This window comes from Pseudomonas sp. R151218B TE3479 (assembly GCF_053629195.1).
The window spans coordinates 3,122,195-3,144,161 of sequence record NZ_JBRJHV010000001.1; the positions used below are offsets into that span (position 1 = coordinate 3,122,195).

Consider the following 21,967-nt stretch of genomic DNA (forward strand, 5'->3'; position numbering starts at 1 on the left):
CCACAAGTGAGTGCCAAGCCAGAGATCAATGGCAGCCTTGTTCTTTCAGGCATAAAAAACCCGACATCAACGTCGGGTCCAATTGAAGACGGGCTGTATCACTTTTGTTCGGCAGGCTTGACCAGTCGTTTTTCCAGCTCGCTGCAGGCTTTCTGGATCATGTCTTCGGTGATCGGTACTTCGCGCCCTTGGGCATCGATGAACGAGCAGCCCAGAGACTGGTCCGGTTGCGTGCGGATTACTTGAATCTTGTCGTCGCTGCTGTGTTGCAAGGACATGGCCTGTCTCCTCATCAGGTTGTATGTCTACTTTAATGTCGCCAGGTGACCGAGCCATGACACTCCTTGTAGGTTCATGGCGACACCTCCACTCAATCAGAAACACAGTTGCGTTTCCAGCCAGACTTTAGACCGATAACATCTAGCTGCTAGTCATAGTGGTCATATTTAACCTGACTCATTGCGATTCAACTTGGTTCCGCTGCGTTTCGGCGTCGCGAGCTGGCCTTTTTCCTGCTGCATTATCGGACGCCTTTGATGCTTTCTTCCCGACATCGCCGTGCCATACGCCTGGCCAGCGGCTTCATCGCCCCTTATCGCAAACAGGTCGCCGGCGCTTTGCTGGCGTTGATTGTCACCGCCGGCATTACCTTGTCCATGGGCCAAGGCATCCGCTTGCTGGTGGACCAGGGCTTCATGACTCGCTCGCCGCACCTGCTCAATCAATCCATCGGCTTGTTCATGGTGCTGGTGGTGGGGTTGGCGATCGGTACGTTTTCGCGTTTTTACCTGGTGTCCTGGATCGGTGAGCGGGTGGTGGCGGATATCCGACGGCAGGTGTTCAACCATCTGGTGTACTTGCACCCGGGTTTCTACGAAAACAACCGCAGTTCGGAAATCCAGTCACGGCTGACCACTGATACGACCTTGCTGCAATCGGTGATCGGTTCGTCGCTGTCGTTGTTTTTGCGCAATGTCTTGATGGTGGTGGGCGGCATCGTGCTGCTGTTCATCACCAATCCCAAGCTGACCAGCATCGTGGTGATTGCCCTGCCGCTGGTATTGGTGCCGATCCTGCTCTTCGGGCGTCGAGTGCGCAGCTTGTCGCGCCAGAGCCAGGACCGCGTTGCCGACGTCGGCAGCTACGTCTCCGAAACCCTCGGCCAGATCAAGACCGTGCAGGCCTACAACCATCAGGTCCAGGACGAACAACGTTTTTCCGTGACGGTGGAGCAGGCCTTCGACACCGCTCGCAAGCGCATTGTCCAGCGGGCGTGGTTGATCACCCTGGTGATCGTGCTGGTGCTGGGGGCGGTGGGGGTGATGCTCTGGGTCGGTGGCATGGATGTGATCGCCGGGCGGATTTCCGGTGGCGAGCTGGCGGCGTTCGTGTTCTACAGCCTGATCGTCGGCAGTGCCTTCGGGACCCTGAGCGAAGTGATTGGCGAGTTGCAGCGGGCGGCCGGTGCGGCAGAGCGCATTGCCGAGCTGCTGCGTTCGGAAAACATCATCCAGCCGCCGGCTTCGGGTCTTGTGACCTTGCCGGCGCGGGTCCGCGGCGATCTGCGTCTCGAAGGCGTGCGTTTTTCCTATCCGTCCCGGCCGGACAGCTATGCGGTCGACGGCCTCGACCTGAGTATCAAGGCCGGTGAGACCCTGGCCCTGGTCGGGCCTTCCGGCGCGGGCAAGTCGACGGTCTACGATTTGCTGCTGCGTTTCTATGATCCTGTGCAAGGGCAGATCCTGATCGACGATGTGCCGTTGACTCGACTCGATCCGCTGGACCTGCGCCGGCATTTCGCCCTGGTTTCACAAAGTCCGGCGCTGTTTTTCGGCACGGTCGAAGAGAACATCCGCTATGGCAACCCGCAGGCGACGTCGGAGCAGGTGCGCGAGGCCGCGCAGATCGCCCACGCCCACGACTTCATCGAAAAAATGCCCGACGGCTACCAGACTCACCTGGGCGACGGCGGCCTCGGGTTATCCGGCGGCCAGCGCCAACGCCTGGCCATCGCTCGAGCGTTGCTCGTGGATGCCCCGATCCTGCTGTTGGACGAAGCCACCAGCGCCCTCGATGCGCAAAGCGAACACCTGATCCAGCAAGCCTTGCCCAGCCTGATGAAAAACCGCACGACGCTGGTGATCGCCCACCGCCTGGCCACGGTGAAAAACGCCGACCGGATTGCGGTGATGGACCAGGGCAAGGTGGTTGCCGTGGGCACTCACCAGGAGCTGGTCGCCAGCAATGCGCTATATGCGCGGTTGGCGGCGTTGCAGTTCAATGTGGGATTGGAGCCGGCAACCGACTGATACCACGTCCACAGGGGATGTTGTGTTTGACACAGGCCCTGTGGGAGCGAGCTTGCTCGCGATAGCGGTGAGTCAGCTTGCATTCATGTTGCAGGTGCCGACGCCATCGCGAGCAAGCTCGCTCCCACAAAGAAGAGGGCTTTGTGGGGGTGTTAATCACTGATCATCGAAATACCGCTCATGCCAGTCCACCAGCGGTTGCGGCGAGTTGAGTTTCTGCCCGTAGATCACTGAATAAGACAACACGTTCTGCACGTATTGGCGGGTTTCGTCGAAAGGGATGCTCTCGACCCAGACGTCGAAGCTCAAGTGATCGGCCCCGCGCAGCCATTGGCGCACGCGACCGGGGCCGGCGTTGTAGGCCGCCGAGGCCAGGACGCGGTTGCCGTTGAACTGGCTGTGAACCTGGCTCAGGTAGGCCGCACCCAACTGGATGTTCTTGTCCGGGTTCAACACTTGTTGTGGCGAGGCCAGGGGAATGCTGAACTTGCGCGCGGTTTCCTTGGCGGTGCCAGGCATCAGTTGCATCAGGCCGGCGGCGCCGACGCTGGAGCGGGCATCATCCATGAACGCACTTTCCTGGCGGGTGATGGCGAACGCCCAACTTGGATGCAAGCCGCGGATCTTGGCTTCGCGCACCAGGGTCTCGCGATGGGCCATCGGGAAACGGATGTCCAGGTCGTCCCAGTACTTGGCCTGGCTGATGGTGCGAATGGCCGGGAAATACCATTTCAGGTCGTAAGCCAGTTTCGCCTGGGCGACCATTTCGTCCCGGTTGAAATGACGGCTGACGTGATACCACTCGCGGCGTCCGTCGACGATGTCCCCACGGGCATGGAATTCCAGCGCCCGACGCACGCCAGGCGTATTGCGCACCTTGTTGATCAGCGCCTGGCTCATCACCAGCGGCTTGTTGACGAGCGAATAGGGAGACTGGGATCGGTCGGCGGCCAAGAAGCCATAGAAGTCCCGCTCACGGGCCAGGTGCTTGTAGAGCGTCAGGGCTTCCGGGTTCTGCGGCTGCGCCAGTTCCAGCGTGCGGGCTTGCCAGTACCGCCAGCGGTTGGTGCTGGCCAGCGACTCGGGCAGGCGGCGGGTCAACTGATAGGCATCGTCCCAACGAGCGAGGCGCAACAGCAGGCGCAAGCGCCATTCCGAAACCGTGTCGTCGCGCAACTCCGGGTCGTATTTCGTCATCACGTCCAGGGCGCGGCTGTCGAAGCGCTTGGCCAGGGTCAGGCCGATTTCTCGGGCGATCGCGACTTTTTCATCCCGGGAAAAATGCATGGTGCTGGCGTAGCCATCCAGCAGCGCCATGGCTTTTTCCGGGTCCTGACGGGCCAGGCGACGCAGGCCGAGGCTGACAATATCGGACATCGGTTCATCGGCTGGGACGAAGCGCGAGGGCTGGTTGAGCAACTCGGGCTTTTGCGCTACGTCCACCAACAAGTTGCCACGGGGAGCGAGGGTGGTCAGGCCGCTGACCAGGCTGTTGGCCAGTGGGTAGTTGCGCGCCTGGGCGGCCAGCTTGGCGCGCTCCCAGCGCTTCTGCTCGGTCAACTGGCCCTGGGATGCCCACAGGCCGAATAACGTATCGCACGCCTGAGGCTGGGACTTGCCGGTGAGCCACAGCTTTTCGGTGTTGGCATAGCCCTCGGCCTTCAGGCCATGGCTGAGTTGGTACTGAGCGTTAAGACAATCCAGCTCGGTGAAGTTGAGCTTGGGGTCGTAATACTTGACGAAGGTCTCCCAGTCGCCGCGCTCGGTCAGCCAACGCAGCCAGCGCAGCTTCATCCAGTTGGCCTGGGGCAGGTCACCGTGCTCGGCGAGGAATTTCTCGATTTCGGCGTTGCTGGCGCTCTTGAGGCGAGCGGTCAATTCGTCGTAGGCCAGGTACGGCTCCAGTGGATAATCCCGCAGGGCCTGGCTGTAGCGAAAGTAGGGACCGGAATCACCCTTGGCCAAGGCACGCTTGGCCTCGTCGTAGTATTGGCGCTGAGTGGAGATATCCACCGCCTGAGCGGATTGAACGGCAGTGGCACATACAAAAAGACACGATAAAACACTGAAAAGGCGACTGCGCATGAGACGTCCGGGCAGAAAAAACATGACAAGCCCAAGGGTTAACCCAGGGTAACTGTCTGTAGCTTAGCCTTTTGCCAGCAGCCGGCGAAAGCTTTGCGGGGCCGTCGGTGCAAGTTCGCAACATTTGTTATGCAGAGTGCTTCAGTGGCGAAATTGGCGGACCCTTGAGGCCTCATCTCAGGTAGAATGCGCGCCCGGTTTTTGGAGAAGCTCATGACCCTGCTCAAATTCAGCGATGTGTCCCTTGCTTTCGGCGCTATGCCGTTGTTGGACAAGGTGTCCTGGCAGATCGCCCGTGGTGAGCGGGTGTGCATCATCGGCCGAAACGGCACTGGCAAGTCCAGCATGATGAAGCTGGTCAAGGGCGATCAAAAGCCCGACGACGGCTCGGTCTGGCGTGCGCCTGGCCTGAAAATCGGCGAATTGCCCCAGGAACTGCCGGTGGCCGACGAGCGGACCGTGTTCGATGTGGTTGCCGAGGGCCTGGACGGTGTCGGCGCGCTGTTGGCCGAGTATCACCACCTGAGCCAGAACATCGTCACCGATGCCGACCTGGACAAGTTGATGCACGTGCAGCACGACCTTGAGGCCCGAGACGGCTGGCGCCTGCAGCAGTTGGTCGACAGCACCCTGAGCCGCCTGCAGTTGCCGGCCGACAAGACCCTCGCCGAGTTGTCCGGCGGTTGGCGTCGCCGCGTCCTGCTGGCCCAGGCCCTGGTCTCCGAGCCAGACCTGCTGCTGCTCGACGAGCCGACCAACCACCTGGACATCGGCGCCATCGCCTGGCTCGAAGAGGCCCTGAAAGACTTCCAGGGGGCGGTGCTGTTCATCACCCACGACCGTTCCTTCCTGCAGAACCTGGCGACGCGCATCCTTGAATTGGACCGCGGCGGCCTGATCGATTGGAACGGCGACTACGCCAGCTTCTTGGTGCACAAGGAAGCGGCGCTGGCAGCGGAAGAAACTGCCAATGCGTTGTTCGATAAGAAGTTGGCCCAGGAAGAGGTCTGGATTCGCCAGGGCATCAAGGCCCGTCGCACCCGCAACGAAGGCCGTGTGCGGGCGCTCAAGGCCTTGCGCATGGAGCGCAGCGAGCGTCGCGAGCGCACCGGCAAGGCCAACATTCAGTTGGACACCGCTGACAAGTCCGGTAAGCAGGTGATGGTCCTGGAGAACGTGAGTTTCGCCCACCCTGGCGGCCCGTTCCTGATCAAGGACTTCTCCATGGTGCTGCAGCGAGGGGATCGCATTGGCCTGCTGGGTGCCAACGGTACCGGCAAGACCACTTTGCTCAAGCTGATGCTCGGCGGCCTGGTGCCGACCAATGGTAAGGTGGAGGAGGGCACGAAGATCGACGTGGCCTACTTCGACCAGTTGCGTCATCAGCTGGACCTGGAAAAAACCGTGATCGACAACGTGGCCGAAGGCCGCGATTTCATCGACATCGATGGCCAGAGCCGCCACGTGCTGAGCTACCTCGGCGATTTCCTGTTCAGCCCCCAGCGTGCCCGTACGCCGGTCAAGGCGTTGTCGGGTGGTGAGCGCGCCCGTCTGTTGCTGGCCAAGTTGTTCAGCAAGCCGGCGAACCTGCTGGTGCTCGACGAGCCAACCAACGACCTGGACGTGGAAACCCTGGAATTGCTGGAAGAGGTGCTGCTGACCTTCAACGGCACTGTCCTGATGGTCAGTCACGACCGGGCATTCCTCGACAACGTGGTCACCAGCACCCTGGTGTTCGAAGGTGAAGGCCTGGTTCGCGAATACGTCGGTGGCTATCAGGACTGGCTGCGCCAGGGCGGCTCGCCGCGTCTGCTGGGGGTCACCGAGAGCAAGTCCGGCAAGGCCGACCTGAACTCGGCCGTGGTCAAGGCCGAGCCTGCGCCGGTTGCCGCAGCAGCCCCGGCCCCAGCGAAGAAAAAGCTCAGCTACAAGCTGCAGCGTGAACTGGAAGCCTTGCCGGGTGAGATCGACGCGAAGGAGCAGCAGATCGCAGCGGTAGAAGCCGAAATGGCCGACACCGGGTTCTACCAGCGACCTGCTGCCGAAACCGCCAAGGTGATTGCGCACCTGGAGCAATTGCAGGCCGAGCTGGACGCATTGGTCGAGCGCTGGGCTGAACTGGACGCTTGATCCACTGTCGAGAAAAATCCCGGCGTTCAGCAATGAGCGCCGGGATTTTTACTTGAAACGCCATCCCCTTGTGGGAGCGAGCTTGCTCGCGATAGCGGTGTGACAGTCAGCATCAATGCTGCTGATCTACCGCGATCGCGAGCAAGCTCGCTCCCACAGGTTTAGGTTTATGTGCGCTTGACCAGGTGTACTGCCAATACATCGCAAGGCGCGCCATGCAGCACATCGTTGGCGGTCGAGCCCAGCAGCAGCGCCAAGCCGTGGCGACCATGGCTGCCGACGACAATCAGGTCGCAACCCTGTTCCTTGGCCAGGTGATGGATCTCCTGGCGCGGCTGGCCGTAGGTCAGGTGGCTGAATTCCTTCTTCAGGGCCGGGTATTTCACGATCAGTCGGTCAAGGCGTTCCTTGGCCTGGTCGAATTGTTGCTGCTGCAACTGGGAAAGGTCCATCGGCACGTCGCCGCCGAAGGCCATGGCCATCGGTTCGACGATATGCACCAGTGACAGCCGGGTGTCTCGGCCTTCGCAGAGGGCGAGGGCGCGCTTGACGACCGGATCGCATTCTTCAGTGAGGTCAACGGCGACCAGAACGTGGTTGTAGTACATGGAAGGCACTCCAGAGAATTGCGATACGGTAAGTATGGCTGGTTTCAAGCGCATTGACGCGACCTGGGTCAATGGGCTCATCAGAATCGGGGAGTACGAATATGACGGTCTGGATAGTGCTGTCAATCCTGTTGGTGGTGTTAAGTCCGCTGGCATGGTTGCGTCCGTCCCGGGTACAGAGCGGTCGCATGGCCCTGCGCATGGAAGCGCGACGCCTGGGCCTGGCCATGCAACTGGCGCCACAAGAGTGGCCGCACTGGCTCGGCCAACAGCCGCCAAACCCCTGTGCCCAGTACTATCGGCCTCGGCGCGGCGGCCAGCCGGCCTGCTGGAGCTACTGGCAAACTGCGCCGGGCGTCTGGGTCAATCAGTGGCGGGAAGTGTGCCTGGATGAGTCCCTGCTCGATCATTTCGAAAAATTGCCGGCCAACGTCTACAAAGTTGAAGCCGACCGGCAAATGATTGCCTTGTATTGGGGCGAAAAAGGCGAGGCGAGTGTTTTGCAGGAGATTTCCTCGGTGCTGAAGGCGCTGGCCTGACGCGCTTTAGACGCTGTCGAGCACAGCGAGGCTGGGATCTTTCCAGGCTCAATTGAATCTTGAGTGAAAGTTCAAAGATCGCAGCCTTCGGCAGCTCCTACATTCGGGCATAAAAAAGCCCGACAGTCTCATCGGGCGGGTTGGCCAGGCAGGCCGGTAATCCATCTCGTATCAGGGCGTGCGTTCGCAGCGCCCTTCAATGCGCAAAATTCAATCGCATTCCCGACAGCGTAGTCGGCTGGATCCGGTCTGTCTGGAATTAGGGCGATTTTTCTAATGATTGATTCTATGAATGGCTACTCATGCGGCGCCGTGTTGCGGATCCGCAGGGTACGAAAATGACCGTAAAGTCGCGTTCACGCCTGTGTTTAGGGCGATTGACAATTGTCGGAAATTCCGTGAAGGTGACGTACCCAAATCAAACGGGCGTATGAATTGAGCGTTTGTATTTTCAGACGGCTCCTACAGACCCCGACTATCGCGTTGACGGGTGTGCCTGGCGGATTGGCGTAGCATCGACGGTAACGTCAGTGTCGAACCAGTGGGTCAGCGTCCAACGTGTACTGTTCAGCTTCCATATCGTGGAGATCAGTTGATGATTTACGAAGGTAAAGCCATCACGGTTAAGGCTCTTGAAAGTGGCATCGTCGAACTGAAATTCGACCTCAAGGGTGAGTCCGTCAACAAGTTCAACCGTCTAACCCTGAATGAATTGCGTCAGGCCGTAGACACTATCAAGGCAGATGCTTCGATCAAGGGTGTGATCGTCAGCAGCGGCAAGGACGTGTTCATCGTTGGTGCCGACATCACCGAATTCGTCGACAACTTCAAGCTGCCCGATGCCGAACTGATCGCTGGCAACCTCGAAGCCAACCGTATTTTCAGCGACTTCGAAGACCTCAACGTGCCGACCGTCGCGGCCATCAACGGCATCGCCCTGGGTGGCGGGCTGGAAATGTGCCTGGCGGCGGATTACCGCGTCATGGCCACCACGGCCAAGATCGGCCTGCCGGAAGTCAAGCTGGGCATCTACCCGGGCTTTGGCGGCACCGTGCGCCTGCCGCGCCTGATCGGTGCCGACAACGCTATCGAGTGGATTGCCGCCGGCAAGGAAAACCGTGCCGAAGACGCGCTGAAAGTCGGTGCCGTGGATGCCGTGGTCGAACCTGGCAAGCTCCAGGAAGCGGCCCTTGAAACCATCAAGCGTGCCATCAGCGGCGAATTCGACTACAAGGCCAAGCGCCAGCCGAAGCTGGAAAAGCTCAAGCTCAACGCCATCGAACAAATGATGGCCTTCGAAACCGCCAAGGGTTTCGTGGCCGGTCAGGCAGGCCCGAACTACCCGGCGCCGGTCGAAGCGATCAAGACCATCCAGAAAGCCGCGAACTTCGGTCGCGACAAAGCCCTGGAAGTCGAGGCCGCCGGCTTCGTCAAGCTGGCCAAGACCTCGGCTGCACAAAGTCTGATCGGTCTGTTCCTCAACGACCAGGAACTGAAGAAAAAGGCCAAGGCCTACGACGAAATCGCCCGTGACGTGAAGCAGGCCGCCGTGCTCGGTGCCGGTATCATGGGGGGCGGCATCGCCTACCAGTCGGCGTCCAAAGGCACGCCGATCCTGATGAAGGACATCAACGAACACGGGATCGAGCAGGGCCTGGCCGAAGCCGCCAAGCTGCTGGTCGGCCGCGTCGACAAAGGTCGCATGACCGCCGCGAAGATGGCCGAAGTGCTCAACGGCATTCGTCCAACCCTGTCCTATGGCGATTTCGGCCATGTCGACCTGGTGGTCGAAGCGGTTGTCGAGAACCCGAAGGTCAAGCAGGCGGTACTGGCTGAAGTCGAAGACAAGGTCAAAGAGGACACCATCCTCGCCTCGAACACCTCGACCATCTCCATTTCGCTGCTGGCCAAGGCCCTCAAGCGTCCGGAAAACTTCGTCGGCATGCACTTCTTCAACCCGGTGCACATGATGCCGCTGGTGGAAGTGATCCGTGGTGAGAAGTCCAGCGAACTGGCCGTAGCCACCACCGTGGCCTACGCCAAGAAAATGGGCAAGAACCCGATCGTCGTCAACGACTGTCCGGGCTTTTTGGTCAACCGCGTGCTGTTTCCGTACTTCGGCGGTTTCGCCAAGCTGGTCAGCGCCGGTGTGGACTTCGTGCGCATCGACAAGATCATGGAAAAATTCGGCTGGCCGATGGGCCCGGCATACCTGATGGACGTGGTCGGCATCGACACCGGCCACCACGGTCGCGACGTCATGGCTGAAGGCTTCCCGGACCGCATGAAGGACGACCGTCGTTCGGCCGTCGACGTGCTCTACGAAGCCAAGCGCCTGGGCCAGAAGAACGGCAAGGGCTTCTACGCCTACGAGACCGACAAGCGCGGCAAGCAGAAGAAAGTCGCCGACTCGTCGGTACTGGAAGTGCTCAAGCCGATCGTCTACGAGCAGCGCGAAGTCACCGACGAGGACATCATCAACTGGATGATGATCCCGCTGTGCCTCGAAACCGTGCGCTGCCTGGAAGACGGCATTGTCGAAACCGCCGCCGAAGCCGACATGGGTCTGGTCTACGGTATCGGTTTCCCTCCATTCCGTGGCGGTGCGCTGCGTTACATCGATTCGATCGGTGTGGCCGAGTTCGTTGCCCTGGCTGACCAGTACGCTGATCTGGGCGCGCTGTACCACCCGACCGCGAAGCTGCGTGAGATGGCCAAGAACGGCCAGCGTTTCTTCGGTTAAGCGCCCAACGACTAGAGCGAGAGAACATTTATGAGCTTGAATCCTAGAGACGTCGTGATTGTCGACTTCGGTCGTACGCCGATGGGCCGCTCCAAGGGCGGCATGCACCGCAACACCCGCGCCGAAGACATGTCGGCGCACCTGATCAGCAAGCTGCTGGAACGCAACGTCAAGGTCGACCCCAACGAAGTCGAAGACGTGATCTGGGGCTGTGTGAACCAGACCCTGGAGCAGGGCTGGAACATCGCCCGCATGGCCTCGCTGATGACCCAGATTCCTCACACCGCGGCGGGCCAGACCGTCAGCCGCCTGTGCGGTTCGTCCATGAGCGCACTGCACACCGCCGCCCAGGCGATCATGACCGGCAACGGCGATGTGTTCGTCGTCGGTGGTGTCGAGCACATGGGCCACGTGAGCATGATGCACGGCGTCGATCCGAATCCGCACATGTCGCTGTACGCGGCAAAAGCCTCGGGCATGATGGGCCTGACCGCGGAAATGCTGGGCAAAATGCACGGCATCACCCGCGAACAGCAGGACGCCTTCGGCGTGCGCTCCCACCAGCTCGCCCACAAGGCGACCGTGGAAGGCAAGTTCAAGGATGAGATCATCCCGATGCAGGGCTACGACGAGAACGGTTTCCTGAAGCTGTTCGACTACGACGAAACCATTCGTCCGGAAACCACCCTGGAAAGCCTGGCGGCCCTCAAGCCGGCCTTCAATCCGAAGGGTGGCACCGTGACAGCGGGTACTTCGTCGCAGATCACCGACGGTGCCTCGTGCATGATCGTGATGTCGGCCCAGCGTGCCCAGGACCTGGGTATCCAGCCGATGGCGGTGATTCGTTCGATGGCCGTGGCGGGTGTGGACCCGGCGATCATGGGCTATGGTCCAGTACCGGCCACGCAGAAAGCCTTGAAGCGCGCAGGCCTGGGTATTGCCGATATCGACTTCTTCGAGCTCAACGAAGCTTTCGCCGCACAGGCCCTGCCCGTGCTGAAAGATTTGAAAGTGCTCGACAAGATGAACGAGAAGGTTAACCTGCACGGCGGCGCGATCGCCCTGGGTCACCCGTTCGGTTGCTCCGGTGCGCGTATCTCCGGCACGCTGCTCAACGTCATGAAGCAGAATGGCGGCACCTTCGGTGTGTCCACCATGTGCATTGGCCTCGGCCAGGGCATCGCCACTGTCTTCGAACGCGTCTAAGCGTTGCGTCGATGGAAGCCGGGGCCAAGTGCCCCGGTTTTTGTTTTTTCCGGGTTTAGTAGAAAAATTTTGTTTTTATTTTGAAAAGATTTGAGTGAGGGCCAAGACATGCCGATACAACCTGGGCTCTACCAGCATTACAAAGGTCCGCAGTACCGCGTATTCAGCATCGCGCGGCATTCCGAGACCGAAGAAGAAGTGGTGTTCTATCAAGCCCTGTATGGCGATTACGGCTTTTGGGTGCGTCCCTTGAGCATGTTCCAGGAGTCCGTCGAGGTTGACGGCGAACAGGTGCCACGCTTTGCTTTGGTGCAGGCCGAGGAGAGCATTTTTTCCAAGCCTTGAAGCCGATATGCGGGCAACCCTGCGCTTGACCTCACCTTTCAGCCACTATATATAGCGGTGCCGCGTCAGGCGCCAACCGCCTTTCACTTTTTAGAATTCAGGAATTTTCTGATCCATGGGCAAATCGCTGGTCATTGTGGAATCCCCGGCTAAGGCCAAGACCATCAACAAGTATCTGGGCAACCAATACGTGGTGAAGTCGAGTATCGGCCATATCCGAGACCTGCCCACCAGCGGTTCGGCTAGCGCCAGCAAGGAGCCTGCCGCCAAGCGCGGCAAGGCTGCGGCTGGTGAAGCGCCGGCGCTGTCGCCGAAAGAAAAGGCGCGCAAGCAGCTGGTCTCACGCATGGGGGTCGATCCGGAACACGGCTGGAAAGCCAAGTACGAAATCCTCCCGGGCAAGGAAAAGGTCATCGAAGAGCTGCGCCGGCTCGCCAAGGATGCCGACACCATCTATCTCGCGACGGACTTGGACCGCGAAGGGGAAGCCATTGCCTGGCACCTGCGCGAAGCCATCGGTGGGGATGACAGCCGCTACAAGCGCGTGGTGTTCAACGAAATCACCAAGAAGGCCATCCAGGAAGCCTTCTCCCAACCGGGCGAGCTGGATATCGATCGGGTCAACGCCCAGCAGGCGCGTCGCTTCCTCGACCGCGTGGTGGGCTACATGGTCTCGCCGCTGCTGTGGGCCAAGATCGCCCGTGGCCTGTCGGCCGGGCGAGTGCAGTCGGTCGCCGTAAAGCTGGTGGTGGAGCGCGAGCGCGAGATCCGCGCGTTCATCCCTGAAGAGTACTGGGAGGTCCACGCCGACCTCGGCACTGCCAAGGGCGCGACCGTGCGCTTCGACGTGGCCCGCGAGAAGGGCGAGGCCTTCAAGCCGCTCAACGAAGCCCAGGCCATGGCTGCGCTGGAGAAGCTCAAGGCTTCCAGCTACAGCATCGTCAAGCGCGAAGACAAGCCGACCAGCAGCAAGCCGTCGGCACCGTTCATCACCTCCACGCTGCAACAGGCCGCGAGCAACCGCCTGGGCTTTGGCGTGAAGAAAACCATGATGATGGCCCAGCGTCTGTACGAAGCCGGCTACATCACCTACATGCGTACCGACTCGACCAACCTTTCGGCCGATGCCGTGGCGATGGCGCGCACTTATATAGAAAGCGAGTTCGGCAAGAAATACCTGCCAGACACGCCGAACGTCTACAGCAGCAAGGAAGGCGCGCAGGAGGCTCACGAAGCGATTCGTCCGTCCGACGCCAACACCGAGCCAAGCAAGCTGTCGGGCATGGAGCGCGATGCCGAGCGTCTCTACGAGTTGATCTGGCGCCAGTTCCTGGCTTGCCAGATGCTGCCGGCGCAATACCTGTCGACCACGGTCAGCGTCGGTGCCGGTGACTTCGAGTTGCGTGCCAAGGGTCGCATCCTGAAGTTCGACGGCTACACCCGCGTCATGCCGCAAATCACCAAGCCTGGGGATGACGACGTCCTGCCGGATATGGCCCAGGGCGACGTGATGAAGCTGATCAAGCTCGATCCGACCCAGCATTTCACCAAGCCGCCGGCCCGTTACTCCGAAGCCAGCCTGGTCAAGGAAATGGAAAAGCGCGGCATCGGTCGTCCTTCGACCTACGCCGCCATCATTTCCACCATCCAGGACCGCGGTTATGTGGCGCTGCACAACCGTCGTTTCTATTCGGAAAAGATGGGTGACATCGTCACCGAGCGTTTGTCCGAGAGCTTCTCGAACCTGATGGACTACGGCTTCACCGCCGGCATGGAAGAGAACCTCGACGATGTGGCCCAGGGCGAGCGGGACTGGAAAAACGTTCTCGACGAGTTCTACGGCGACTTCAAGAAAAAGCTCGAGGTGGCCGAAAGCCCTGACAGCGGCATGCGCGCCAACCAGCCAGTCATGACCGATATCCCATGCCTGACCTGCGGCCGTCCGATGCAAATCCGCACTGCCTCGACCGGTGTGTTCCTCGGTTGCTCGGGCTACAGCCTGCCGCCCAAGGAGCGCTGCAAGGCGACGGTCAACCTGGTCCCAGGCGATGAAATCGCAGCCGACGACGAGGGCGAATCGGAATCCCTGGTATTGCGTGGCAAGCATCGCTGCCCTATCTGCAGCACGGCGATGGACGCCTACCTGCTGGATGAGAAGCGCAAGCTGCACATCTGCGGTAACAATCCGGACTGTGCCGGCTACGAGATCGAAGAGGGCACTTATCGCATCAAGGGCTACGAAGGCCCGAGCCTGGAATGCGACAAGTGTGGCAGCGAGATGCAGCTCAAGACCGGCCGTTTCGGCAAGTTCTTCGGTTGCACCAACCCGACCTGCAAGAACACCCGCAAACTGCTCAAGAGCGGTGACGCGGCGCCGCCGAAGATGGATCCGGTGAAAATGCCGGAGCTCAAGTGCGAGAAGGTCAACGACACCTATATCTTGCGTGACGGCGCTTCCGGCCTGTTCCTGGCAGCCAGCCAGTTTCCGAAAAACCGTGAGACCCGTGCGCCATTGGTGATGGAGATCGTGCCGCACAAGGACGAAATCGATCCGAAGTACCATTTCCTCTGCGAGGCACCGCAGAAGGATCCGGACGGGCGTCCTGCGGTCATTCGTTACAGCCGCAAGACCAAGGAGCAGTACGTGCAGACCGAAGTCGACGGCAAGCCGACCGGCTGGAAGGCCTATTACGACGGCGGTAAGTGGACGGTCGAAGACAAGCGCTGATTGTGGCGCTTGCTTGAAGATGCGGGGTTAAGCGAGGGGCCCTGTGGCAAGGGAGCTTGCTCCCGCTGAATGGCGCAGCCGTCCCCAGGCAGGACCCGACTGAACAAAAGGCCGCATGACAACCCATGGGTTTTCATGCGGCCTTTTTGTTTTTGGCTTGCAGTGGCCGCGGTTCATCCACGACACTGTCGCACTTGCGTGAAGCTTTCATTTCGTTGGGGAGATGCCGCCATGGCCCACGAACTCTATACCCGCACCAATCAGAAAATCTATTTCGCCGGCCTATCGCTCGAAGCACTGACCAGGGCCGAGGACGGGCGTGCGATGAACTCCCCGGCGCTGCTCCAGGCAGGCCGTGAGTCCGCGCTGTTTCACCTGTACGGTGCGTTGTTGGGGTTGTGCCATGAAATCGCCGGTTTCTATCGCCTGCCACAAGCGAATGCCCCGCGGGCCGAGCTGCTGTTGACCCGCGAAGTGCTGGAAACCATCGCGATTCCGGAGCTGGCCGAAATGGTCGAGCTGGCGCATAACCCGGAAACCTGGCTTGCGAAGTTATTGGCGGCCCATGCGGCGCTGTTCGAGCCGCCCCGGGCCCCGCGCAAGCCCAAGGGGGACGTGACCCAACCGTTGATCGTGGCGGTCAATCTGGATGAGCAAGACCCAGAGCAGGAGTTGAGCCGGGAGGAGCTGGAGAGCTGGCGCCAGAACCTCAAGAGCCTGGCGATACGCTTTCGTGACGGGTTGAACGAGTGCTGAGTTTCCCCTCGGCCCGTTACGTTCGTTGATAACGCTTGGTCAAGATCCCGAGCGGAGCCTGGCCGATGACTATATAATCCTCGCCTTTCGTGGAGAACAGACTTTTATGCCTACGTCCTTTCTAGAAATTGTCGAACTTCCTGATGGCCGCATCGAGCTGCGCAGGGCCGAGGACGAGGGTTCTCTGGTTACCTTGAACTTCTCCGAAGATGCCAAGGTATTCCTTCAGGGCCAACACGTCGAAGTCGCCAAGGCGATGCTGAGCGTGGGCGTCCAGATGGCAGGTCGCCTGGTTGAAGGCGAATTCAACAAGGAAGAGGGGCCGCGGGTTCTTCACTGATCCCGTCTGTCGGCTTTTTTGAATAGTGTTGCTGGTCGGCTTCTCTACTTTGGAGAAGCCCCGCGTTTGTCTTAGCCCAATCGAATATTCAGGCTTTGTGCGTCCCCGGTGCGGGCGGCGCTGATCAACTGTTGCCGTGCGGCCGTGGTCAATGGGTTGAGCCAGCTGACCACGGTGTGGCTACGGCCCAGGCGCAAGGCCTCGCAAGTCAACTGTTGGGCGCTTTGGGTGCCACGCGGCTGCAGCAACAGAATGCGCTCACGGTTCAGGCCGGCGTCCCGCAGCCAGGCCTGGGTAACGCTCGCCGGTGGGGCGATCAGCGTCAACCAGCGAGCATTCTGGTCCTGGCTGAGTTCTCGCAGAATCGGCGCCAGCAGGTTCAGGCAGTTTCCGGCCGCACCACGTAACGACAGTTCGCTGAAGGCCTCGGGTTCGACGCCCCAAGGCGACTCGATGACCTCTTTCAGGACTGGAACCAGCGGTTGGGCCATGAATGCCTCGAACAGCGGAAGTTGTGTGTGTTGTGGTGTGTGAGGGAACTGCATAAAGCCTCCTTTAGCGGCGAATGACGCCGACGCTCAAGCCTTCGATGACCAGGTCCTGATCTTTCAGGTTCACTTCGATGGGGGCGAACTCGGGGTTCTCGGCAATGAGCCAGACCTTGCTGCCGTCGCGCTTGAAGCGCTTGACGGTCACCTCGTCGCCGATTCGCGCTACCACGATCTGGCCATTGCGGGCTTCGCGGGTGGTGTGGACGGCCAGGAGGTCACCGTCGAAGATGCCGATGTCCTTCATGCTCATGCCGTGTACACGAAGCAGGTAATCGGCCCGGGGATGAAAGAACGAAGGGTTGATGTTGCAGGATTCCTCGACGTGCTGCTGGGCAAGGATCGGTGCGCCCGCCGCGACCCGGCCGATGATTGGCAGGGTAGTTTCGTCGGCCTTGGCTTCGAAGCCGGGGATACGAATGCCACGGGATGCGCCCGGGGTCATTTCGATAGCGCCCTTGCGCGCCAGCGCCTTGAGGTGTTCTTCAGCCGCGTTGGGCGACTTGAAACCCAGTTCCTGGGCGATTTCCGCACGGGTCGGTGGGTAGCCGTTGTCTTCGAGGCAGCGTTTGATGAAGGCCAGAATCTCTGCTTGGCGTGGCGTCAGCTTTAGCATATTGATCGCTCTGTCTTTTTATACAGTGACTGGGATTATATACAGTGGGCGCCACTTGGCAATCCTCCTTTTTCCACAGGCCGCTGGACGGTCGGTCAGGTTGTTGGATGGGGCAGGGCTACCCCCTGTGAAAAGGTGTGGTTAAATACGTGACCGGGCGTTCGCAAAACGCCCCGGCAGGCTTGACAACCCCTAGGCTGAAACGTATGTTTCAAACAAGTGTTTGTCAGGCGGAGTAACCATGGCCCAGTCGGAAACCGTTGAACGCATTCTCGATGCTGCCGAGCAGTTGTTCGCGGAAAAAGGTTTCGCCGAAACCTCATTGCGTCTGATCACCAGCAAGGCCGGGGTCAACCTGGCGGCGGTGAACTATCACTTCGGCTCGAAAAAGGCCTTGATCCAAGCGGTCTTCTCGCGCTTCCTCGGGCCTTTCTGCCTCAGCCTCGATCGTGAACTGGAGCGGCGCCAGGCCAAGCCTGACGTCAAGCCTACCCTGGAAGAGCTGCTGGAAATCCTGGTCGAGCAAGCCCTTGTCGTGCAGCCGCGCAGCGGTAATGACCTGTCCATTTTCATGCGCCTGCTGGGCCTGGCCTTCAGCCAGAGCCAGGGCCACCTGCGGCGTTACCTGGAAGACATGTACGGCAAGGTGTTCCGTCGCTACATGCTGTTGGTCAACGAAGCCGCACCGCGCATTCCTCCCATCGAGTTGTTCTGGCGGGTGCACTTCATGCTCGGCGCCGCCGCGTTCAGCATGTCCGGGATCAAGGCGCTGCGGGCCATCGCTGAAACCGATTTTGGCGTGAACACCTCGATCGAGCAGGTGATGCGCCTGATGGTGCCGTTCCTGGCGGCCGGTATGCGTGCCGAAAGCGGCGTCACCGATGAGGCCATGGCGGCCGCTCAACTGCGTCCACGCAGCAAATCGACGCCGGCGGTGGCCAAGGCTTGAGTGCGCGGGTGGGCGCAGCTGCCCACATCCGCTAAGCTAGCCGCCCATGCCGACTCTCGTTTCGAACCCGTTCCATTCTTTAGTGCATGACCGCGACCTGCCGGGCCTTGGGCCTGGCAGTTTGCTCATGCCTGTGTCACCGCGCGGGTTCATCGTTATTAAGGAAATGCTATGACTGCTGGCCTGCAAGGCTCGTTGATGGTGGACGTCGCCGGTACCTGGCTGACGGCCGAAGATCGCCACCTGTTGCGCCAGCCAGAAGTTGGCGGCCTGATCATTTTTGCTCGCAATATCGAGCATCCGCGGCAAGTGCGCGAGCTGAGCGCGTCGATCCGCGCCATCCGTCCCGATCTTTTACTGGCGGTGGACCAGGAAGGTGGTCGCGTTCAGCGGCTGCGCCAGGGCTTTGTGCGGTTGCCGGCGATGCGTGCGATAGCCGACAACCCGAACGCCGAATACCTGGCTGAGCAGTGCGGCTGGATCATGGCCACCGAAGTGCTGGCGGTCGGTCTCGACTTGAGTTTTGCCCCGGTGCTGGATCTCGACTATCAGCGCAGCGCTGTCGTCGGCAGTCGTTCCTTTGAAGGCGACCCCGAGCGCGCGGCGTTGCTGGCCGGTGCCTTCATCCGTGGCATGAGCGCCGCCGGCATGGCAGCCACCGGCAAGCACTTCCCGGGGCATGGCTGGGCCGAGGCCGATTCCCATGTGGCGATTCCGACCGATGAACGCAGCCTCGAACAGATTCGGGCCAACGACCTGGTACCGTTTGCCAGGCTGAGCAAGCAACTGGCCGCCGTGATGCCGGCCCATGTCATCTATCCGCAGGTTGACGCCAATCCAGCCGGGTTTTCCCGCCGCTGGTTGCAGGACATCCTGCGCGGCGAGTTGCAATTCGAGGGCGTGATCTTCAGTGATGACTTGTCGATGGCCGGGGCGCATGTGGTCGGTGATGCCGCCAGTCGTATCGAGGCGGCGTTGACGGCGGGTTGCGACATGGGGCTGGTCTGCAATGATCGCGCCGCCGCGGAGTTGGCCTTGAGCGCTGCCCAACGCCTGAAGGTCAAGCCTTCGGCGCGGATCGCCCGTATGCGCGGCCAGGCCTATTATGCTTCCACGGACTACCGGCAGGACCCTCGCTGGCTGGCGGCGCTCGGCGCGCTGAGGGCTGCCCAGCTGATTGATTAGCGCTGAGCAATGTGGGAGCTCGCTCCCACATTGGAAGTGTGGCGGCCCCAGGTTTTGTGAACACCGCAACTCCCCTGTGGGAGCGAGCTTGCTCGCGATGACGACAGTCCAGTCAACATCTGCGCCAACTGAACCACCGCCATCGCGAGCAAGCGCGGCTCCCACAGGAATTGAGCGGGTCAGCGCTTTTCCAGTTTGTCCGGCAGTGGCGCGAACAACGCTTCGATATCGTCGCTCTGCAATTTCCAATCTCCGGCCACGCGTCCGTCCAGCACACCGGCCGCGAGGTCGGACTTTTCCTTTTGCAGCAGCTGGATCTTCTCTTCCACCGTGCCTCGGGCTATCAGCTTGTAGACGAACACCGGTTTTTCCTGGCCTATGCGGTAGGCACGGTCGGTGGCCTGGTTTTCGGTGGCCGGGTTCCACCATGGGTCGTAGTGAATCACCGTGTCGGCCTCGGTCAGGTTCAGGCCTACACCACCGGCCTTCAGGCTGATCAGAAAGATCTGACGCTTGCCGCTCTGGAATTCCTTGACGGGCGTGCGACGGTCCCGGGTCTGGCCGGTCAGGATGGCGTAATCGACGCCGCGTTTCTTCAGCTCATCTTCAATCAGCGCCAACATGGACGTGAACTGGGAAAACAGCAGCACCCGACGGCCTTCTTCAAACAGCTCGTCGAGCATCTCCATCAGGCTATCGAGCTTGCCCGAGGTGCTGCCTCGGGCGGGCAGGGTGGCGTCGTTGATCAGGCGCAGGTCGCAACACACCTGGCGCAGCTTGAGCAGTGCCTCAAGAATGATGATCTGGCTGCGGGCCACGCCTTTGCGAGTGATCTCGTCGCGGACCTTCTTGTCCATCGCCAGGCGCATGGTTTCGTAGACGTCCCGCTGGGCATCGCTGAGTTCGACCCAATGAATGATCTCGGTCTTGGGTGGCAGCTCTGTCGCCACTTGTTCCTTGGTCCGACGCAGCAGGAAGGGTTTTATCCGACCGTTGAGGTGCTGCAGTCGTACATCGCTGCCGCGCTTTTCGATCGGTACGCGGTAATCGCGATTGAAACTCTTGACGTCCCCGAGCCAGCCCGGCAGCAGGAAGTGAAACAACGACCACAGTTCGCCCAGGTGGTTTTCCAGGGGCGTACCGGACAGGCACAATCGCTGGCGGGCGTTCAGCTCGCGGGCGGCCTGGGCGGCTTTGCTGGTAGGGTTCTTGATGTACTGGGCTTCATCGAGGATCAGTACGTGCAATGGCTGCGCGGCCAGGCGCTCGACATCCTTGGGTAGCAGGGCATAGGTGGTGAGGACCAGATCGTAATCGGCCAGTCGTTCGAAATGCTTTTTGCGCCCGGCGCCATACAGGGCCAGTACCTTGAGTTGCGGCGTGAAGTGAGCGGCCTCGTCGAGCCAGTTGGGAATCAGGCTGGTGGGCATCACCACCATGCACGGGCGATCGAGGCGCCCGGCATTTTTTTCGCTGAGAATGTGCGCCAGGGTCTGTAGGGTTTTACCCAGGCCCATGTCGTCCGCGAGGATGCCGCCGACTTCCAGCTGTCGCAGTGATTGCATCCAGCTCAAGCCTTCGAGTTGATAAGGCCGTAGCGTCGCGTTCAGCCCTTCCGGCGCGGTGGTGGTGTAATCCTTGATGTCCCGCAGGCGCTGGGCCAGGCCGCGAATGTGTTCGCCACCTTCCCAGGTCAGTGGCATGTCCTGCAGCGGGTTCAGGCGCAAGGCGTCCGCGCTGTTGAGGCGCAGTTTGGTGGTGCCGGGTTCTTGCAGGTAGAACTCGCCCAGGGTCGCCAGCACCGGTTTCAGCCGGCCATAGGGCAGGGCCACTTGCTGCGGGCCGAATTCGGAGTTCGGACGGTTGGGCAGGTTGACCAGAATCAGTTCATCGTCCCGGCGCCTGGCCAGGCGTTCCGGGTTGAACAACTCGATGTGCGAGCGCATCAGGTTCAACAGGATCGGCAGCAGGCTCAGGCGCTCGCCGTTGACGATGATCCCCAGCTCCAGGTCGAACCAATCCCGTTCCGGTGTTTCCTCGACCGTGACGTACCACTCGTCCACGGCCGTCAGGTCGAAGCCGAAGTCCTCGTCGATCTGCAATTCCCAGCCCTGGGTGCGCAGTTTCGGCAGGTCGTTGAGGGTGAACGTCAGCCAGGCACTGTCGTTGACCATTTCATACAGTTCGCCAGCGCTTTCCGGCAGGGCCTTGCTTTGGCGGGTCGCGACCTTGAAGCCGAGGATTCGCAACTGTTCGCGGTAGGACTGTTCCACATCGGTGTGGCGTTTTATCCGCAGCGTCTGGGTTTCCTGGCGAATCAGCACGTCGGTGTTGCGCTGGCCGCTGACGTACTCGTCCAGATAGCTGAAGGACAAGGCGGCGCGGTGCTGGATGTAGCGTTGCATCTTGCCGTTGCGCGGTTCGAAGGCACTGAACTCGATACTGGCCAGCCACAGGCGCGGCACCGGTTGTACGTTGTCCACCAGCACTTGCGGTGGGGCCTTGGGGCTGCGGTTGTCCAGCACGGCCTGGAGTTTTTCCAGCAATTGCGCGTCTTTTTCGGCGGCCGGATAGGCCAGGGTTTCCTGGACTTGCAGCAACACCGCCGCGCAGTGCTTGCAGTTGATGCGCACCGGGCAGGAGCAAGCGGCTTCGAGCAGAATCAACGCGCCCTTGGCTGACTCTTTAAGGCGAATGGTCTGACGGTAGACGTTGCCGCCAGAGCCTTCGCAACTGGCGGTGATGGTGCTGTCGCCGGCCTCGACGATCCTGACGCGGTTTTCCAGCGCATAACGGCGCCCGCGCTCCAGGCTCTGTTCCTTGAATCGATTGACCCAGGAAGGTGCCAGGGGTTTGCTCAGGGGCGAGGGCATAGGCGCG

The 21,967-nt window shown here is 60.6% G+C and carries 17 protein-coding genes; 11 read left to right on the forward strand and 6 right to left on the reverse strand.

Annotation, left to right across the window (positions count from 1 at the left end):
• Positions 1-98 precede the first annotated feature (98 nt).
• The gene (locus tag AB7M32_RS13880; RefSeq protein WP_003199629.1) at positions 99-278 is read right to left on the reverse strand and encodes a PA1571 family protein; all 180 of its coding nucleotides are present in this window, start codon (positions 276-278) and stop codon (positions 99-101) included.
• Positions 279-536: 258 nt separating this feature from the next.
• Here AB7M32_RS13880 and AB7M32_RS13885 point away from each other — a divergent pair, with 258 nt between their 5' ends.
• The gene (locus tag AB7M32_RS13885; protein ID WP_454250223.1) at positions 537-2,309 is read left to right on the forward strand and encodes an ABC transporter transmembrane domain-containing protein; all 1,773 of its coding nucleotides are present in this window, start codon (positions 537-539) and stop codon (positions 2,307-2,309) included.
• 156 nt (positions 2,310-2,465) lie between these two features.
• On the opposite strand, the gene AB7M32_RS13890 is transcribed toward AB7M32_RS13885, so the two are convergent.
• Entirely contained in the window at positions 2,466-4,394 is a 1,929-nt protein-coding gene (locus AB7M32_RS13890) for a transglycosylase SLT domain-containing protein (protein ID WP_454250224.1), read from the reverse strand.
• Positions 4,395-4,607: 213 nt separating this feature from the next.
• Here AB7M32_RS13890 and AB7M32_RS13895 point away from each other — a divergent pair, with 213 nt between their 5' ends.
• Positions 4,608-6,524 (forward strand): ATP-binding cassette domain-containing protein, encoded by a 1,917-nt coding sequence (locus AB7M32_RS13895; protein WP_454250225.1) that lies wholly within the window; start codon positions 4,608-4,610, stop codon positions 6,522-6,524.
• Between the two features lie 167 nt (positions 6,525-6,691).
• Here AB7M32_RS13895 and AB7M32_RS13900 read toward each other — a convergent pair whose 3' ends face one another.
• Positions 6,692-7,132: a universal stress protein gene (locus AB7M32_RS13900; protein ID WP_454250226.1), complete on the reverse strand. Its 441-nt coding sequence runs from the start codon at positions 7,130-7,132 to the stop codon at positions 6,692-6,694.
• 101 nt (positions 7,133-7,233) lie between these two features.
• On the opposite strand from AB7M32_RS13900, the gene AB7M32_RS13905 reads away from it, so the two are divergent.
• From AB7M32_RS13905 to AB7M32_RS13935, 7 genes are all read left to right on the forward strand, one after another.
• Complete coding sequence (locus AB7M32_RS13905) at positions 7,234-7,671, forward strand: hypothetical protein (protein WP_454250227.1); 438 nt, start codon at positions 7,234-7,236, stop codon at positions 7,669-7,671.
• A gap of 595 nt (positions 7,672-8,266) precedes the next feature.
• Entirely contained in the window at positions 8,267-10,414 is a 2,148-nt protein-coding gene (fadB, locus tag AB7M32_RS13910) for a fatty acid oxidation complex subunit alpha FadB (RefSeq protein ID WP_092197357.1), read from the forward strand.
• A gap of 30 nt (positions 10,415-10,444) precedes the next feature.
• Positions 10,445-11,620: an acetyl-CoA C-acyltransferase FadA gene (fadA, locus tag AB7M32_RS13915; protein ID WP_024618393.1), complete on the forward strand. Its 1,176-nt coding sequence runs from the start codon at positions 10,445-10,447 to the stop codon at positions 11,618-11,620.
• A 108-nt stretch (positions 11,621-11,728) separates the two neighbouring features.
• Positions 11,729-11,965, forward strand: coding sequence for a DUF1653 domain-containing protein (locus AB7M32_RS13920; RefSeq protein WP_025212748.1), 237 nt, complete (start codon positions 11,729-11,731; stop codon positions 11,963-11,965).
• Between the two features lie 115 nt (positions 11,966-12,080).
• Positions 12,081-14,693 (forward strand): type I DNA topoisomerase, encoded by a 2,613-nt coding sequence (gene topA / locus AB7M32_RS13925; RefSeq protein WP_158455470.1) that lies wholly within the window; start codon positions 12,081-12,083, stop codon positions 14,691-14,693.
• 231 nt (positions 14,694-14,924) lie between these two features.
• On the forward strand, positions 14,925-15,449 hold the full coding sequence (locus tag AB7M32_RS13930) for a DUF6586 family protein (protein ID WP_072347518.1): 525 nt from the start codon (positions 14,925-14,927) through the stop codon (positions 15,447-15,449).
• Positions 15,450-15,555: 106 nt separating this feature from the next.
• On the forward strand, positions 15,556-15,789 hold the full coding sequence (locus AB7M32_RS13935) for a hypothetical protein (RefSeq protein ID WP_003183419.1): 234 nt from the start codon (positions 15,556-15,558) through the stop codon (positions 15,787-15,789).
• A 71-nt stretch (positions 15,790-15,860) separates the two neighbouring features.
• Here AB7M32_RS13935 and sulA read toward each other — a convergent pair whose 3' ends face one another.
• Together sulA and lexA are read right to left on the reverse strand one after the other, a co-directional pair.
• Positions 15,861-16,334 (reverse strand): SOS-induced cell division inhibitor SulA, encoded by a 474-nt coding sequence (gene sulA, locus AB7M32_RS13940; RefSeq protein WP_454250228.1) that lies wholly within the window; start codon positions 16,332-16,334, stop codon positions 15,861-15,863.
• Between the two features lie 10 nt (positions 16,335-16,344).
• A complete protein-coding gene (lexA, locus tag AB7M32_RS13945; protein ID WP_003199651.1) occupies positions 16,345-16,953 on the reverse strand; it encodes a transcriptional repressor LexA in 609 nt (202 codons plus the stop codon).
• A gap of 241 nt (positions 16,954-17,194) precedes the next feature.
• Between lexA and AB7M32_RS13950 the strand changes: the two genes are divergently transcribed.
• Complete coding sequence (locus AB7M32_RS13950) at positions 17,195-17,902, forward strand: TetR family transcriptional regulator (protein ID WP_454250229.1); 708 nt, start codon at positions 17,195-17,197, stop codon at positions 17,900-17,902.
• A gap of 183 nt (positions 17,903-18,085) precedes the next feature.
• Positions 18,086-19,087, forward strand: coding sequence for a beta-N-acetylhexosaminidase (gene nagZ, locus AB7M32_RS13955; RefSeq protein WP_454252137.1), 1,002 nt, complete (start codon positions 18,086-18,088; stop codon positions 19,085-19,087).
• 179 nt (positions 19,088-19,266) lie between these two features.
• Here nagZ and AB7M32_RS13960 read toward each other — a convergent pair whose 3' ends face one another.
• Positions 19,267-21,960 carry an SNF2-related protein gene (locus AB7M32_RS13960; protein WP_454250230.1) on the reverse strand — a complete coding sequence of 898 codons (2,694 nt, stop codon included), beginning with the start codon at positions 21,958-21,960 and terminating at the stop codon, positions 19,267-19,269.
• Positions 21,961-21,967: the final 7 nt, after the last annotated feature.